At 68.1% G+C, this 15,058-nt stretch carries 15 protein-coding genes, 2 tRNA genes and 1 pseudogene; 9 read left to right on the forward strand and 9 right to left on the reverse strand.

Features of this window, described 5'->3' with window-relative positions:
- Positions 1–489 precede the first annotated feature (489 nt).
- Positions 490–1,266, forward strand: a complete 777-nt coding sequence (locus BMY97_RS27330; RefSeq protein WP_091621654.1) for a sulfite exporter TauE/SafE family protein — start codon at positions 490–492, stop codon at positions 1,264–1,266.
- A 9-nt stretch (positions 1,267–1,275) separates the two neighbouring features.
- Here the strand turns inward: BMY97_RS27330 and hisC are convergent, their stop codons facing one another.
- On the reverse strand, positions 1,276–2,331 hold the full coding sequence (hisC, locus tag BMY97_RS27335; RefSeq protein ID WP_091621656.1) for a histidinol-phosphate transaminase: 1,056 nt from the start codon (positions 2,329–2,331) through the stop codon (positions 1,276–1,278).
- 103 nt (positions 2,332–2,434) lie between these two features.
- On the opposite strand from hisC, the gene BMY97_RS27340 reads away from it, so the two are divergent.
- The 4 genes from BMY97_RS27340 to BMY97_RS27355 all read left to right on the forward strand — a co-directional run bounded on the left by BMY97_RS27340 (position 2,435) and on the right by BMY97_RS27355 (position 5,232).
- Positions 2,435–3,067: a dienelactone hydrolase family protein gene (locus BMY97_RS27340; protein WP_091621659.1), complete on the forward strand. Its 633-nt coding sequence runs from the start codon at positions 2,435–2,437 to the stop codon at positions 3,065–3,067.
- 172 nt (positions 3,068–3,239) lie between these two features.
- Positions 3,240–4,949 carry a phosphatidylglycerol lysyltransferase domain-containing protein gene (locus tag BMY97_RS27345; RefSeq protein WP_091621660.1) on the forward strand — a complete coding sequence of 570 codons (1,710 nt, stop codon included), beginning with the start codon at positions 3,240–3,242 and terminating at the stop codon, positions 4,947–4,949.
- A gap of 78 nt (positions 4,950–5,027) precedes the next feature.
- Positions 5,028–5,117, forward strand: a tRNA-Ser gene (locus tag BMY97_RS27350).
- 41 nt (positions 5,118–5,158) lie between these two features.
- Positions 5,159–5,232, forward strand: a tRNA-Arg gene (locus tag BMY97_RS27355).
- Here BMY97_RS27355 and BMY97_RS46205 read toward each other — a convergent pair.
- From BMY97_RS46205 to BMY97_RS27385, 6 genes are all read right to left on the reverse strand, one after another.
- Complete coding sequence (locus BMY97_RS46205) at positions 5,198–5,569, reverse strand: histidine phosphatase family protein (protein WP_143086305.1); 372 nt, start codon at positions 5,567–5,569, stop codon at positions 5,198–5,200. The genes BMY97_RS27355 and BMY97_RS46205 overlap by 35 nt on opposite strands.
- Before the next feature lie 373 nt (positions 5,570–5,942).
- Positions 5,943–7,523, reverse strand: coding sequence for a C40 family peptidase (locus BMY97_RS27365; RefSeq protein WP_091621665.1), 1,581 nt, complete (start codon positions 7,521–7,523; stop codon positions 5,943–5,945).
- On the reverse strand, positions 7,523–7,957 hold the full coding sequence (locus BMY97_RS27370) for a hypothetical protein (protein WP_091621667.1): 435 nt from the start codon (positions 7,955–7,957) through the stop codon (positions 7,523–7,525). The genes BMY97_RS27365 and BMY97_RS27370 overlap by 1 nt, the downstream gene beginning before the upstream one ends.
- A gap of 37 nt (positions 7,958–7,994) precedes the next feature.
- Positions 7,995–8,873: a hypothetical protein gene (locus BMY97_RS27375; protein WP_091621670.1), complete on the reverse strand. Its 879-nt coding sequence runs from the start codon at positions 8,871–8,873 to the stop codon at positions 7,995–7,997.
- A gap of 50 nt (positions 8,874–8,923) precedes the next feature.
- Entirely contained in the window at positions 8,924–9,226 is a 303-nt protein-coding gene (locus BMY97_RS27380) for a hypothetical protein (protein ID WP_091621673.1), read from the reverse strand.
- Positions 9,227–9,329: 103 nt separating this feature from the next.
- Entirely contained in the window at positions 9,330–9,686 is a 357-nt protein-coding gene (locus BMY97_RS27385; RefSeq protein WP_177231575.1) for a peptidoglycan-binding domain-containing protein, read from the reverse strand.
- A gap of 189 nt (positions 9,687–9,875) precedes the next feature.
- Here BMY97_RS27385 and BMY97_RS47855 point away from each other — a divergent pair, with 189 nt between their 5' ends.
- The gene (locus BMY97_RS47855; RefSeq protein WP_218156895.1) at positions 9,876–11,051 is read left to right on the forward strand and encodes an AfsR/SARP family transcriptional regulator; all 1,176 of its coding nucleotides are present in this window, start codon (positions 9,876–9,878) and stop codon (positions 11,049–11,051) included.
- Entirely contained in the window at positions 11,030–12,691 is a 1,662-nt protein-coding gene (locus BMY97_RS47860; RefSeq protein ID WP_218156896.1) for a tetratricopeptide repeat protein, read from the forward strand. Before BMY97_RS47855 ends, BMY97_RS47860 begins: the two co-directional genes overlap by 22 nt.
- A gap of 198 nt (positions 12,692–12,889) precedes the next feature.
- On the opposite strand, the pseudogene BMY97_RS48645 reads toward BMY97_RS47860, so the two are convergent.
- Positions 12,890–13,120: pseudogene (locus BMY97_RS48645) on the reverse strand (aldo/keto reductase); the annotation flags it as partial.
- On the opposite strand from BMY97_RS48645, the gene BMY97_RS48650 reads away from it, so the two are divergent.
- Both BMY97_RS48650 and BMY97_RS27405 read left to right on the forward strand, forming a co-directional pair.
- Positions 13,113–13,457, forward strand: a complete 345-nt coding sequence (locus tag BMY97_RS48650) for a hypothetical protein (RefSeq protein ID WP_177231576.1) — start codon at positions 13,113–13,115, stop codon at positions 13,455–13,457. The pseudogene BMY97_RS48645 and the gene BMY97_RS48650 overlap by 8 nt on opposite strands.
- A gap of 68 nt (positions 13,458–13,525) precedes the next feature.
- Positions 13,526–14,401: a glycosyltransferase family 2 protein gene (locus BMY97_RS27405; RefSeq protein ID WP_091621680.1), complete on the forward strand. Its 876-nt coding sequence runs from the start codon at positions 13,526–13,528 to the stop codon at positions 14,399–14,401.
- Here BMY97_RS27405 and BMY97_RS27410 read toward each other — a convergent pair.
- Positions 14,385–15,050, reverse strand: a complete 666-nt coding sequence (locus BMY97_RS27410) for a winged helix-turn-helix domain-containing protein (protein ID WP_091621949.1) — start codon at positions 15,048–15,050, stop codon at positions 14,385–14,387. The two genes, BMY97_RS27405 and BMY97_RS27410, sit on opposite strands and share 17 nt — an antisense overlap.
- Positions 15,051–15,058: the final 8 nt, after the last annotated feature.

A 15,058-nucleotide genomic window follows, 5' to 3' on the forward strand; every position in this document is an offset into this window, starting at 1 on the left:
CGTCGGGGCGAGTGCTTGTGGTGGGTTGGGTCGGGCCGGGGGAGTGACCGTTTCGGTCGAGTGGAGCCGTCGGGTGAGTGGCTGCGACGGGGCTGGGCCGGGCCGAGTCGCGGGGTGAGCAGCTTGGGTCGGGTCGAGCTGTTGGGGCGAGCGGTTGCGGTCGGGTTGGGTCGGGCTGCGGGAGTGACCCCCTTCGGCCAGGTCGAGCCGTCGGGGCCAGTGGTTCGGTCAGGTCCAGCCGTCGGAGGGGGTGGCTCGGGTTGGTGAAGTCAGTGGCTTCCGCAGGCTGCTGGGGTCGCTGGCTCCGGCTGGGTGAGCTGCCGGGGCCGAGCGTCTGCCAGCGCCGGCGATCGAGCGTGCTGGAGCCGTGAAGGGAATGGCTCGGCGGTGTTCGAGGCTCGTCGGTGAGTGGGATTGGGTGTGTTCGTCCAGACACATCTGCGTCGCGGTGGTGGGGTGGGGTGCTTATCGTCCCTGGGTGAGCGCTTTATGACGTGGTGGCACGCGGTGATCATTTTCGTCGCGGGGGTGTGGGCGGGCAGCATCAATGCGGTGGTGGGGTCCGGCACGCTGGTGACGTTTCCGGTGCTCGTCGCGCTTGGGTACTCGCCGCTGACGGCGACGACGTCGAACGCGGTCGGGTTGGCGCCCGGCACGATCAGTGGCGCGTATGGCTACCGCCATGAGCTCACGGGTTACTGGCCTCAGGTGATCCGCTTCGCGGTGGCGTCGTTCTTCGGCGCGATCGGCGGCACGGTGCTCCTGCTGACCCTGCCGAAAGACGCGTTCGAGACGATCGTGCCGGTGCTGGTCGGGCTCGCCGTCGTGCTGGTCATCGTGCAGCCCCGGATTTCCAAGTGGGTTCAGAAACGCCGCGAGGCCAACGTCGACGCGGTCGCCGGTGCCGCGCACCGGGGCGGCCCGTTGCTGATGGGGCTGTTGTTCCTGATCGGCATTTACGGCGGGTACTTCACCGCCGCGCAGGGCGTGATGATGATGGCCGTGATGGGGATGCTGCTGACCGAGCCGATGCAGCGCCTGAACGGGGTCAAGAACTCGCTCTCGGCCGTCATCAACGTGGTGGCCGGGCTGATCTACGCGATCGTCGCCCCGGTGAGCTGGCCGGTGATCGGGCTGCTCGCCGTCGGGTCGACCATCGGCGGTCAGCTGGGCGCGAAGATCGGCCGCCGCCTTTCGCCGACGGTGCTGCGCGGGGTGATCGTGGTGATCGGGATCGCCGCGGTGGTGCAGCTCCTGCTGAAGTAGGAACCCCGGTCAGGAAAGGAATTCGCGGGCCGCGGCCAGGAACAGGTCGTTCTCCTCGGGAGTGCCGATCGTGACGCGGGCGCCGTCGCCGGGGAAGGGGCGGACGATCAGCTTGCGGTCGAGCATGTGCTCGGAGAAGGCGACCGTCCGCTCGCCGAGCGGGAACCACACGAAGTTGGCCTGCGTGGGCGGAATGTCGTAACCCATGTCCACCAACGAGTTCCGCACGCGCTCGCGCTCGGTGATGATCTCCTGGCAGCGCTCGAGCAGCTCGTCGGCGGCATCGAGGGACGCGATGGCCGCCACCTGCGCGATGGCGTTCACCGAGAAGGCGACGTAGACCTGTCGCAGCGCTTCGGCGATCGGGGCGGACGCCACGGCGTAACCGATGCGAAGGCCGGCGAGTCCGTACGCCTTCGAGAAGGTCCGCAGCACCGCCACGTTGTTGTGCGTGCGGGTGAACTCGACGCCGTCCGGCACCTCGGAGTCCGTCACGAACTCTTTGTACGCCTCGTCCAGCACCACCAGCACGTGCTCCGGGACGGCCTCGATGAAGCGCTCGATCTCGTCGCGGTGCAGCACGGTGCCGGTGGGATTGTTGGGGTTGCAGACGAAGATCAGCTTCGTCCGGTCTGTGATGGCGGCCAGCATGGCGTCGAGGTCGAGGCCGTATCCGTCGGTCAGCGGGATTTTCACGCCGACCGCGTGCGCCACCTGCGTGACGATCGGGTACGCCTCGAAGGAGCGCCACGCGAACATCGCCTCGTCGCCGGGCCCGCACACGGCCTGGATCAGCTGCTGGCACAGGGAAACCGAGCCGCAGCCGACGGCGAGCCGGTCGATCGGCACGTCCAGATCCGCCGCGAGCCGCTCGCGCAGGGCCTGCGAACCGCTGTCCGGATACCGGTTGACGTCGCCCATCGCGTCGGTGATCGCGGCCCGCACGCTGGGCAGCGGGCCGCCGGGCACCTCGTTGCTCGCCAGCTTGATCGCGCCGAGGATCGTCCGGCCGGGGACGTACTTCGGCAACGATTCGAGATCCGGGCGGGGGGCGAGGGACGGCATCGTCGGTTCTCCTCGGTTCTGGCGGACAACTCCGCCACCGTATCTCGCCGCGGCCGATCCAGAAAGGTTCCCAATGTTCACCCGGAGGTGATTGAGTGAGGTGATGACGTCGACGAGCACCGTGGATTACCAGCGTACCGACGGCCGCACGCTGCGCCTGACGTTCGCGGAGCCCGAGGGCGCCTTGCGCGGCGGCCTGGTTGTCCTGCACGAAGGCAACGGCGTCACCGATGGCGTGGTACTGCTCGTCGCGAGCCTCGCCGGTGAAGGTTGGCTCACCGTCACGCCGCACATCGACGGCGGCGAAGGGCTGACACAGCAGGATCTTCTCGACGCGACGGACATCACACTCGAATGGCTGCTCGAACGCGGTGTCGAGGCGGACCTCCGCGGTGTCGTCGGTTTCGACCTCGGCGGGACGGCGGCGTTGCTCGTCGCTTCGCACCGGCGGTTGGGGGCGGCGGTGAGCGTCGGCGGCCAGCGCGTCGCGGAGCTGCCGCGGCTGCTGGAGATCGCCGGTCACGTCACGAGCCCGTGGCTGGGCATGTACGGCGACGCCGGTGACGAAGCGGGCGGCGCCGAGGTCGAGCAGCTGCGCGATGCCGCCGCGTCGGCGAAGGTGGCCACCAACGTCGTCCGGTACGCGGGCGCCAACCACCGCTTCGACGCCGACCCCGGCGCGGCGGAAGAGGCCTGGCAGCGCACCCTCGACTGGTTCGACGCCCACCTGCGCTGAGACCTGTACCCGGTGAACGCGCTTCTGTGACATGTACCTGATCGGACCGCCGTGGCGGCCCCGGTTCCCCGTACGTTGAACGATAAGAAAGTGTGAGGTACCGGTGAAGAAGTTACTCTGCGGGGAGTGACGAAGACGGGGGAAGCATGGTTCGGCCGTACGTGTTGCAAGCGTGGTGACGGGGACACGCGCGCAGCACACCTGGCAGGTGGCCGGGGTCACGTCCGTCGTCGCGATCACGTGGGTGACCAGGCTGACGGGCCTGCTGACGATCCTCTCCGTGGTGGTGCCGTCCGGCCGTAACCTGCGCGGGCACCTGGCCGAATGGCTGGAGCTGCCGCAGGAGGCGACGGTGGCGGCGGCGACCGTCGCGATCGTCACGGGGGTGCTGCTGATCCTGCTCGCCGCGGGCCTGCGGCGGCGCAAGCGCCGGGCGTGGCAGCTGGCCGTGGGCTTCGCGGTGCTGCTGACCCTCTCGCATCTGGGGCTCAAGCACGTTTTCGGCGCGGGTGTGGTTTCGGTGGTCCTGCTCGTCGGGCTGATCGCCACGCGCCGCTACTTCGTCGCGGAGCCGGACCCGACCACGGGCCGCTGGCGTGCCGCGCGGGTGTTCGTGCAGCTGCTGCTGGCCGGGTTCGTGATCAACGTCCTGCTGCTTTCGGTGGCGTCGGGGAAGATGCTCGACCCGCTGAGCTTCCCGGACCGGCTCGCGCAGTCCGGGCTGGCGCTGGTGGGCGTGAGCGGGCCCGGGGTGTTCCACGGGCTGTGGCTGGAGGACCTCTCGGCGGCCGTCGGGCTGTTGTTCAGCATCGCGGCGGTGCTGGTTTCGGCGTACTTCCTGCTGCGCTCCGCGGAGCCGGCGCCGCGCCTGTCCGACGACGAGCTGGCGCGGCTGCAGGCGTTGCTGCTGGAGCACGGTGAGCGCGACTCGCTGGGCTACTTCGCGTTGCGGCGGGACAAGTTCGCGGTGTTCTCGAAGTCGGGCAAGGCGGCCGTGACCTACCGCGTGATCGCGGGCGTCGCGCTGACCTCGGCCGACCCGCTGGGCGATCACGAGGCCTGGCCGGGCGCGATCGAGGAGTACCTGGAGATCTGCAAGCGCAACGCCTGGGTGCCGGCCGCGATGGGCGCGTCCGAACTGGGCGCGACGGTCTGGGCGCGCTATGGCCTGGAGGTGCTGGAGATCGGCGACGAGGCCGTGGTCGACGCCGCGGACTTCACCCTGGACGGCCGGATCATGCGCGGCGTCCGGCAGGCGGCGTCGCGGACCAAGCGCGCCGGCTACAAGGTGCTGGTGCGCCGGACCGAGGACCTGCGCCCCGGCGAGCTGGACGAGCTGGTGCTGCTGGCCGCGAACTGGCGCGGCACGGAGACCGAGCGCGGCTTTTCGATGGCGCTGGGCCGCATGGGCGACCCCGGCTCGGTGATCGTGACGGCCGAGCAGGGCGGGCGCGTGCGCGGGGTGCTGCAGTTCGTGCCGTGGGGCGCGCGGGGTCTCTCGCTGGACGTCATGCGCCGCGACCGGACCGCCGACAACGGCGTGAACGAGCTGATGATCTCCGAACTGCTGCTGTACTCGCGTGAGCACGGCATCACGCAGGTGTCGCTGAACTTCGCCGCCTTCCGCTCGCTGATGGAGCAGGGCCAGCGCATCGGCGCCGGCCCGGTCGCGCGCATCTCGGCGAAGGTCCTGCATTTCTTCTCGCGCTGGATCCAGATCGAAAGCCTGTACCGGTTCAACGCCAAGTTCCAGCCGCGCTGGGTCCCGCGTTACCTGGTGTACCCGGGCGTCCGGGAACTCCCGCGGGTCGGCATCGCCACCTTCGAAGCCGAAGGCCTCGGCGGCCGTTCGCCCTGGCTGCGGCACCTGCTGCGCCGATGATCCACCGCGTGCGGGGGGTGCCTACGCAGGGGTTACGGGGGGTGTGTAACCTATCTGGGCAGTGGTCGTTTCGGCCCAGGAGGCTTCGCCTAGTCTGGTCTATGGCGCCGCACTGCTAATGCGGTTGGGGGTAACCCCCCCTCCCGGGTTCAAATCCCGGAGCCTCCGCTGGTGCCTGTTTCGGCAGGTGCTAGATTACAACTGAACACGCGCCCGTAGCTCAGCTGGATAGAGCATCTGACTACGGATCAGAAGGTCAGGGGTTCGAATCCCTTCGGGCGCACGTCTGGTTGAGACAGCAGTACACAGGCCCAGTACCTCTTTTGAGAGGCACTGGGCCTGTTCTGCGTTCGGCTGATCTCCAGCGGTGTAGGGGTGACCAGGTCAGATAGGGATGCCAGGCAGCGACAACCGCGTGGCTGAGGTACGCGGCGTGAGCGTTCGCCGGGTGTGTGGGTATGCATCAGGTCCGGCAGCGCACCGGCATCGCGGACAAGGTCGCCGGCGTGGCGTGCCTCCCGCACTCCTTGTGGCGTCAGCGGCACGTCGGTCCAGCCGGTGAACTTCCCGGCGGTGTTGGTGGTGTTCGCCTCGGCGGCGACGATAACGACGGTCCCCATGGTCGCTGTCCTCGCTACGCCGGGTGGCACGAGGGCACGGCTGGTGCGCGCTGGTGTCGCCGTGGCCGTAGCGATCGGTGGCGTCGTGTGCCGGTACGCAGTGTCCGCTCTGATCGGCTGGGCGCGACCGCCGGCGTCGGACTGGGCGTCGGGTTTCGCCTTTCGGTAGCGACCACTATCGGGACTCGGGCGCTGGAACTGGCACGCTGACGCTCGGGCCGTCTGAACCGAGGCCATCGAGTTCTACCAGGCGCAGCAACGGATGTTGGACGCCGTACGGCTGCGGGGGACGCTGTGCTCGCCGTGACTGCGGGGCGGTGACGGGGCCCCACCGGAGCGCTCCGGCCAGACCCCGTCCCGTTACTTTCCCTTGCTAGTACTGGTAATACCCGATCAGGTGGCCGCCGGCGGTGACGTTGTCGGTCCGCACCTGGTAACCGGTCTCCAAGGCGTTGATCATCTGGCCGTTGCCGATGTAGATGCCCACGTGGTCGGTGTCGGAGGCGCTGGCCCCGAAGAACACCAGGTCACCAGGCACCGGTGAGCTGACCTTGGTCATCTCCCTGATCTGGGTGCTGGTGCCGCCCGAGCCCAGCACATCCTGACCGTAGGCCAGCGAGTACACCCAGCGGGCGAAACCGGAGCAGTCCAGGCCGATGGCGCTGGGGTCCTGCGGGTGGGCACTGGGGTCGCACGCCCACGACTGCGGGTCGCCGACGCAGGTGCCCTTGGACGGTCCCGGCGACCGGCCGTGGCCGCCGCCCCAGATGTACCAGATCTTGCCGCCGCCCCAGCCCGCCTCCGCGTCGCCGTTCTCGACGTCCTGCGCGTAGCTGACGATCTTCGACAGCACGTCGCCGCTCGGCGGCGGTGGCGGCGTGCCGCCCGAGCCGCCGGTGCCGTAGAGCGAGGCCTTGGTGTCCGGGCCGACGATGCCGTCCTGGCTCAGGCCGTGACTGCCCTGGTAGTTCTTCACGGCGGCGAGGGTGTCGGCGCCGAAGTTGCCGTCGACGGTCAGGCCGGCGCCGTGGGTGTTGAGCAGATCCTGCAGCTCGGTCACGCAGCCGTCCTTCTCCCCCTCCTTGATGTCGGTGGGGCAGGCCGAGGAGGTCAGCGTGATCGGCGACGGCCCCGAGCCGCCGGCGCCGCCCAGCGACGCCTTGGTGTCCGGACCGACGATGCCGTCCTGGGCCAGGCCATGACTGCCCTGGTAGCTCTTCACCGCCGCCAGCGTGTCGCCGCCGAAGTGCCCGTCCACGGCCAGGCCGGCGCCGTGCTGGTTGAGCAGGATCTGCAGCTCCGTCACGCAGCCGTCGACCTCGCCCTCGGCGATATCGGTCGGGCACGAGGACGAGGTCAGCGCGATCGCCCCCGGCGCGTTGCTGCCCAGCAGCGCGGACTTGGTGTCCGGGCCGACGATGCCGTCCGCGCTCAGACCGTGGGCCCGCTGGAAGTTCTCGACGGCGGTCACCGTGCCGCCGCCGAAGTCGCCGTCCACGGTCAGCTTGGCGCCGTTGTTGTTGAGCAGCTGTTGCAGCTGAGTGACACAGCCGTCCTTCTCGCCCTCCTTGATATCGGCCGGGCAGCGCGACGAGTTGATCGCGATCGGGCCGGGGGCCGAGGTCGGCGTGCTGTCGATGGCGGTCTTGGTCAGCGGCCCGACGATGCCGTCCGCGGACAGGCTGTGGTCCTGCTGGTAGGTCTTGACCGCGGTGAAGGTTTCGCCGCCGAAGACGCCGTCCACGGTCAGGCCGAAACCGTTGTCGTTGAGCAGCAACTGGAGCTGGGTGACGCACCCGTCGCTCTCGCCCTGCTTGATGTCGGTCGGGCACGAGGACGAGGTGAGCGGGACCGGGGCCGGCGCCGTGGCGGGCGCGGCGAGCGCCGGCGCGGCGCTGCCCAGCATGCCGAACAGCGCCGCGGCGACGATCAGGGCTTTGCCGAGACCGCGCATCAGTGGCAGCCCGCGATGTACTGCCAGCGGCTGGACGCGATGTTAGCGAAGAGCTGCTGGCCCGAGCCGGGACCCTCGCCCTGCTCGAACGGCCATTCCATCAGGTTTCCGAGCCCGACGCCCTTGCAGATGCCACGGCGGGCGTTCGCGTAGTTGAGCGAGTAGTACACGTACACGTCCTCGGAGTAGCCGTTGTTCCACAGCGAGGCTGCTCTGTTGCGGCACGCGCCCCAGTCGGGCACGTCCCCGCTCCAGGCGTTGCACTGGTTCAAGTAGGTGAACCCGTAGTAGACGTGCAGCAGGCCGTCGGGTGCCGGGGCGGCGGGCGACGCGGGAGTGGCCGGTGCGGCCGGGGCCGCCTGCGCGGCGACCGGCGCGACGATGGCGAGCGCGGTCGCCGCCACAGCGACGGTCAGGGTCTTGAACAGTTTCATTACTTACCTTTCCCAATAGCTGTTGTTGCAGTGGGGATCAGGCGGGCAGATGGGCGGCGGCGACCATCGTCCGGGCGGCCGGCAGCGCCGACAGCTGCAGCCATCGGTGTTTGTCCACATCGGACGCATAGGTCTGGTCGAGCCGGGTGGTGTACTCCGCGTCCAGCGTCGCGGCCACCGTGGCCAGCACGGTGCTGTTGGCGCAGGTCGCCTCGGTGACCGCGAGCTGGACCTCCGACGCGGCCGGCTTCATCTCGTCGGTGTCCGGCAGCGAGACACGCAGCTTGTCCGGGTTGTCGAAGGGATGGCCCGCGGCCTTCATGCACGTGGCCCAGGCGGCGGTCGCGGCGGTGTAGCGGGAATCCGCCTTCACCTTGTCGACCTTCATCTCGGTCAGGTCGAGGGCGAACATCTTGGCCTGGAACCAGCTTTGCAGGTCGCCGTAGAGGGTCCGTTCCGCGCTGGCCTGGCAACCCTGCTGGCTGTGCGTGTACACCGGGCCGTCGGGCATCTTGGCGGTCACGCCGGTCGGACTCGCTCCGTACTCCGCCACGTTGGCGGCCTGCTGCCGCGCGGCCGGCAAGGTGGCGAAGTACGACCGGTTGCGATCGGCGGCCCGCAACTGGTGCTGGACATCGTTGCCGTAGCCGTGCTTGCGCGCCCAGGCCACGTCGGTCAGCACATAGGGGAATTCCTTGTTGTCCGGCACCGCGTTCTCCGGCACGACGAAATACTCGAAGCCCGCTTTGCCCATGCAGTCCCGGATCAGCAGTTGCTCCGCCAGGTCCAGCGTGTTCTCGTCGGCCGCCGACACGGTCGTCTGCCGCGGCTCGCTCGGCTGCTGACCACCGCAGGCGCTGAGGAGGACGGCCGTCACGGTGACGGCCATGGCGGCGCCGAAACGTCGTTTGTTCATGCTTCCCCCTGATGTGCCGGTGCATCGGCGAGCTCGAAGGGCGCCGACTCCTATTGGCAGGACAGGTAGTCCTGACGGATCCACACGTTGGACGCCCCCTGCACGATGCTGCCGTTGACCCAGGTGGTGCCGTCCTTGGGCCGGTCGGCGGGTGCCGTGTGGTCAGGGAAGAACAGTGTCCCCGCGTACACCAATCCCAGCGCCGTGTATCCAGTGCCGGGGCCGGTGCGGTAGCGGACGGAGTTGGCCGTGACCGTGCACAGCCCGTCGGCGGGCTGGACGACCGTGGCCGATGTCGTGGTCGCCGCCCACGCGGGTGTGGACAGTGCCAGCGGCAGCACTGCCGTCGCCATCGCTGCAGCAACCATGGCCATTTTTCGCATATCACAACCTCATTTCGATGGAATTCCGGTGACTATGGGGACTGCCGCTCAAAAACGGCGCGATCAACGACTGTCAGAGCGAGTGACAGGGGTACGGCTGCGCGGCCCAGTAGTACAGTCGAGTCCAGGTCTGAGGGCCGATTTCGCCGTCCACCTGGAGATTGCCGCAGTGCTCCTGGAACTGTACGACCCAGGCCCGGGTCTCCGGCCCGAAGATGCCGTCCCGGTTGAGGCCACCGCCCCAGTCGGTGTCGAGCAGGCACTGCGCCCGTTCGACGGCATCGCCTCGCGAACCCTCTTTCAGCAGCGGTCGCGAACCGTCGCCGCAGTTGTTGACGTGCGGAGCAGCCGGCGCCGCGGCAGCCATCCCAGCCGGGGCGGCCAGGATTCCGATCGCGGCGACCGCGACAGTGACAAGTCGGCTGAGCATCATTACCTCACCTTTAATGGTTTTCGATGACCGAAAGGCGGTAGTGGCCGCCACTCGATCGGGCCACCGCGATCAACTGTTCCGCCCGGTTGCATGCCGGGAGTTGAATAGGCGTTGAAGTAGCTGGTCAGATGCAGTAAGACCGTGCGTGGGCGGCAGGTCGGGAAGATCGATACACGGGGGAGAACGGTGATCGAACTTCGGGTTTTGGGGGAGATCGAGCTGTGCGAAGGCGAGCGTCAGATCCGGATCCGGGGTGCTCGCCAACAGGGCATCCTCGCGGTGCTGCTCATCGAAGCCAACCGTCCGGTCACCAACGACCAGTTGCTGGAGCGGGCGTGGGGGACGCATCGATGGCCATCTCGTCCGAGAGCGGCACTACGTTCACAAATCACGCTGCTGCGCCGTGCGTTGACTCCCGCGGACGGTGTGACGATCACCTGGCAGCCGGCCGGATACCGACTTGCCGTCGATACCGGCAAGGTGGATTTGCACCTATTCCACCGTCTTGTGCAGGAAGCCCGCAGCGCCCGGAATGACGAGGGCAGAGCGGAGCTGCTGCATCGGGCATGTGAGTTGCGGTACGGAGAGCCGTTCGCGTCCCTGGACACCCCATGGTTGGTCGCACAACGCGCGGCGTTCGAACGTGAGCATCACGCCGCCCAACTTGATCTGATCGACACGCGACTCCGCCAAGGCCAGCACGCGGTAGCGGTGACCGGCCTGACCGACCTGAGTAACGCGTATCCATGGGATGAGCGCGTCGCCGGACAACTTATGCTCGCCCTGTATCGCAGCGGCCGCCGCGTCGACGCCCTGGACCACTATCAAAAGTTGCGCCATCGGTTTGTCGAACAGTTGGGTACTGACCCCAGTCCGCCGCTGCAACACCTTCACCAACAGATCCTCACCGCGGACTCCAGTCTCACCTTATCTATTAGAACGACCTCGGCGACCGCCCCGCTTCACGCAGCCGTCCTTCCCCGTCAATTACCAGTGCCGCCCCGGACATTTGTCGGCCGAAATCGCGAACTCGCCCACCTGTCGAATTCGGTCAACGATCAAGCGGAAGAAGACCATCAGGCAGGCTCCGCGACGATGTCGATCGTGACGATCGGAGGGATGGGAGGCGTCGGCAAAACCGCGCTGGCCGTGCGCTGGGCGCACCGCCACGCCGAGGATTCCCCGACGGCCAGCTGTATGTCGACCTCTGCGGGTTTACCCCGAACGCGTCGTCAGTCCGCCCTGAGGAGGCCCTACGGGGTTTCCTCGCCGCCCTTGGCGCCGACCTCCAGTCGATTCCGACCGATCTGGCGGCCCTGGCCGCCCAGTATCGCAGCTTGGTGGCCGGCAAGCGTTTGCTGATTCTTCTGGACAATGTCCGCGATTCCGCGCAGGTCAAACCACTGCTGCCGGGCAGCCCCACTTGTACCGTGCTCATCACCAGCCGCCAACGACTCACCGATCTGGTTGCCAGCGGCGCACACCAACTCGACCTCGACGTGCTCGCCGACACCGACGCCCGCGACCTGCTGGCTCAATTCGTCGGCAGCGCACGTGTCGCCGTCGAAACTGCGGCCGTCACCGACCTGGTACTGACGTGTGTGGGACTGCCGCTGGCCATCGGCATCGTCGCTGCCCGCGCCAACACGCATCCCGGATTTCCGCTCAGCGCATTGGCCGCCGAACTGCGCGACGCCCGGAAACTGTCTTCTTCGATGGCGGATGCCGACGAGGTGGCCATCAACCTGGACGCGGTGTTCTCCAGCTCCTATCGGATCCTCGATCCCGACACGGCCAGACTGTTCGGGTTGGTGGGCCTCGTGCCCGGCCCTGACATCAGCACACCCGCAGCGGCCAGTCTCGCCGCACTGTCCACGACCCGTGCCCGAACATTGCTGCGCACTCTGGAAGACGCCCACCTCCTCCAGCAGCCCCGGCCGGGGCGGTACCGCATGCACGACCTCATCCGCCGCTACGCCGCCCACCAGCAACTCGACCAAGACCTACGAGAAGCCGGGCTGCGTCGGGTCATCGACTTCTACCTGCACACCGCCTATCACGCCGACCGTCTCCTGCATCCCCACCGCCTGCCGATTCAGCTCGACCCACCCGTGTCCGGCGTGCACCTTCACGCGCTGCCCGACATTCCTGCGGCGCTCGAATGGTTTGACAGCGAACACCCCGCCCTTATCGCCGCGTTACACACCGCGACTCGCCATGCCTGGCACTCCACCGCGTGGCAGCTGGCCTGGGCTCTGCAGACCTTTCACGTATCCCGGGGATATCGTCATGATCGACTCGCGGTATTACAGGTCGCGCTGAACGCCGCTGCGCACCTGCCCGACCCCACTGCCGGTGTACTCGCCCATCGGCTCCTTGGGGACGCCTACACTGATTTGGGCTGTTACGAAGAAGCGATGGGACACCTGCACCAGGCGCTTATGGTTGCCGAGGAAAACCACGACGCCGATCAGCAGGCCCGCACTCACCGGGTGCTCGCGTGGGCCTGGGCGCAACGAGGAGAGCACCGCCAAGCACTGGAGCACGCCACCCGCGCACTGGAACTCTGGCGCACATTCAACTATTCAGCGATAATTGCCGAGATCCTCAATGACATGGGCTGGTATGCGGCTCAACTGGGTCAATACGATACTGCGCGTACTCACTGCAACGATGCTCTCGAATTAGCCAGAAACGAACACGACACACGTTGCGAGGCGAGTGTCCTGGTCAGCTTGGGTTACCTCGACCACCACATCGGGCATCATCGCCAGGCCATCCACCATTACCAGCAAGCGTGCGCCCGGTACCGTGACCTCGGCGACACCTACCGTGTCGCCGACTGTCTCGAAGGACTCGGCCACCCCCACACCGCCCTCGGCGAACACCAACAGGCACGCGCGGCTTGGCAAGAGGCACTCGGTTTGCACCAGGAACAACACCGAGACACCCGTGCCGACGGCATCCGAAAACAACTCGCAGACCTTGATGGGGCGCAATGAAACTGGCCGGGACCGCATGTCGCCGTCCTCGAACGAGGTCCGCGCGGAGATGTCTCGACGTCGAGCGCGTCGATCTCTGCTACCTGCACCGGATCGACTTCGAGGCCGCCACCGCCGCTGCCTTGGCCGGTCTCGCCGCCGGGCACGACGCAGGCTGGCCTCTACGGCGCGGCGCAGGTGCGCGGGCGAACCGTCGCGGTGCATCGACTTCGTCGCCAGGTCGTCCACCACCAGCCCCGCCTTGGTCGCGAGGAACGCCTCGTCGCGACGGCCGGCGAGGGCTCTCCCGACGAGGGTCTCGTTGTGCCCGTCGCCGTAGACGTCGGCGGTGTCGATGAACGTCACGCCGAGGTCCAGCGCCGCCCGGAGCACCGCGACCGAGGCCTCGTCGTCACGGAGTGACTCGGTGTAGGCCCAGCTCATGCCCATGCAGCCGAGCCCGACCGCGCCGACCTCGCGGCCGGCCGCCGCCAGCGTCCAGCGCGTCGGCCAACGGCCCCTCGCTGTAGCGCGGTTCGACGACCGTCGCGCGCGACGCGACGAGAAGAAGACCCTGCCGCTGGTCGCCCGGTACGCCGACATCTGGCACTACTTCGACAACCTTGAAACCCTGTCGAGGAAGAACAAGATCCTCGCGGAGAACGCCGAAGCCATCGGCCGTGACCACACTGAAATCGAGCGCTCGCAGGAGTGGGCCGGCCTCGATGTCGCGCCTGGCGCGACGAGCGCAACGCCCGGATCCTCGGCGAGACAGGTGCTCGCCTGACTTCCTTCGCGGCCGTCTCCCGCTGATTCCTGGCTTGTGGAACGCTGGCCTCGCGAAAGGGGAGGCCAATGGTTCTCGACAAGCCTCGGCGACGCACGGTTGCGGCCGAGGGGCTGAAGACGCTGTCCGTGGTGATTCCCGCATACAACGAGGAAGGCACCATCGCGCAGGCCGTCCAAGCGGCAGAGCAGGGGCTGGCCGGGCTCGAAGTCGACGGGGAAGTGCTGGTCAGCGCCAGTGGTTGCACCGACGGCACCGCGGAAGTCGCGCGGGCGGCGGGGGCGGCGGTGGTCGTCGCGGAGCGGGGTAAAGGGGCAGCGATCCGGCAAGGGGTCGACGCGGCGAAGGGCGATGTCGTCTGCCTGATGGACGCCGATCTCGAGTACTACGGCGAAGTTCCATTGGTCGAATTGCTCGCCGGGCCGATCTTCCAGGGGATCGCGGACGCGACCATCGCCAATCTCTACTGGCGGCCGATTTACCCCGACCACTGGCTGAACGGGTTTTTCGCGCCACTCGCCGGATTGCTGTTCCCCGAGATGCTGCCCAAGGTCGGATCCACGCCGTGGTCCGGGCAGCGGGCGGCCGTACGCGGGTTGTGGCCGGAGGCGCTGCCCGGCGGGTTCACCTCGGACCTGGCCATCACGCTGCACTGGAACGACCACGCCGAGCTGCTCCGCCCGGTTCTCACCGACGACTGGTTCAACCCGGTTCGCCCGAAGCCCGAGATCCTGGGCCAGGACTTCGCGCTGCTGATGGACCACGCCGTCAAGCACGGCCGCATCCAGGCGGACCTGGCCGAACGGGTAGGGGCCTGGTTCCGGGGCGTCGCCGAATTGATCGGCGACTACGACGAGAGTCACCCGGATCCGATGGGGTATCAGCGAAAGCTCTTCGAGCAATCCCATCGCGAGCTGCAGCGAAAGATCACGACGCCGGAATGAGGCGGTAGCCGACGCCGCGGACCGTCTGGATCATCGGAGGCTCGTGGAGTTTGCGGCGGAGCTGGCGGATCAGTACCTCGAGCACGTTGGACGCGGGGTTGACCAGGTCGTCCCAGCCGTGGCGGATCAGGTCGCGGCGGGGGACTGGTTCGGGGTGTCTTGTCAGCAGCAGTTCCAGCACCGCGAACTCCGTGCGGGTCACCGTGAGCAGGATGCCCGCGCGGCGGACCTCGTGGCGGCCCGCGTCCAGCTCCAGATCCCCGCAGCGGAGCACGGCCGGGGCTGACGGCGCCGGAGAGCGGCGGCACAGGCTCAGCACCCGGCCGACCAGTTCGGCCATCTCGAACGGCTTGACCAGGTAGTCGTCGCCGACGCCGAGGCCGGCCAGGATGTCGGCCGGGGTGTCGCGGGCGGTCAGGAACAGGACCGGCACGCCCCAGCCCTGGCGCCGCCGGTGGCCCACGTACGGCAGGGCGTCGCCGGCGGGCAGCATTCGGTCGAACACCGCGCAGTCGTAGGCGTTGACCGAGATCGCCAGGTCCGCGTCCGTCAGGTCGGCCGCGGTGTCGACGGCCAGGCCCACGCCCCGCAGCGACGTGCTGACCGCGAGCCGCAGGTCGCCGTCGTCCTCGGTCAGAAGTACCCGCACGACCACCG

The organism is Amycolatopsis saalfeldensis, from assembly GCF_900110575.1.
Classification (GTDB): domain Bacteria; phylum Actinomycetota; class Actinomycetes; order Mycobacteriales; family Pseudonocardiaceae; genus Amycolatopsis; species Amycolatopsis saalfeldensis.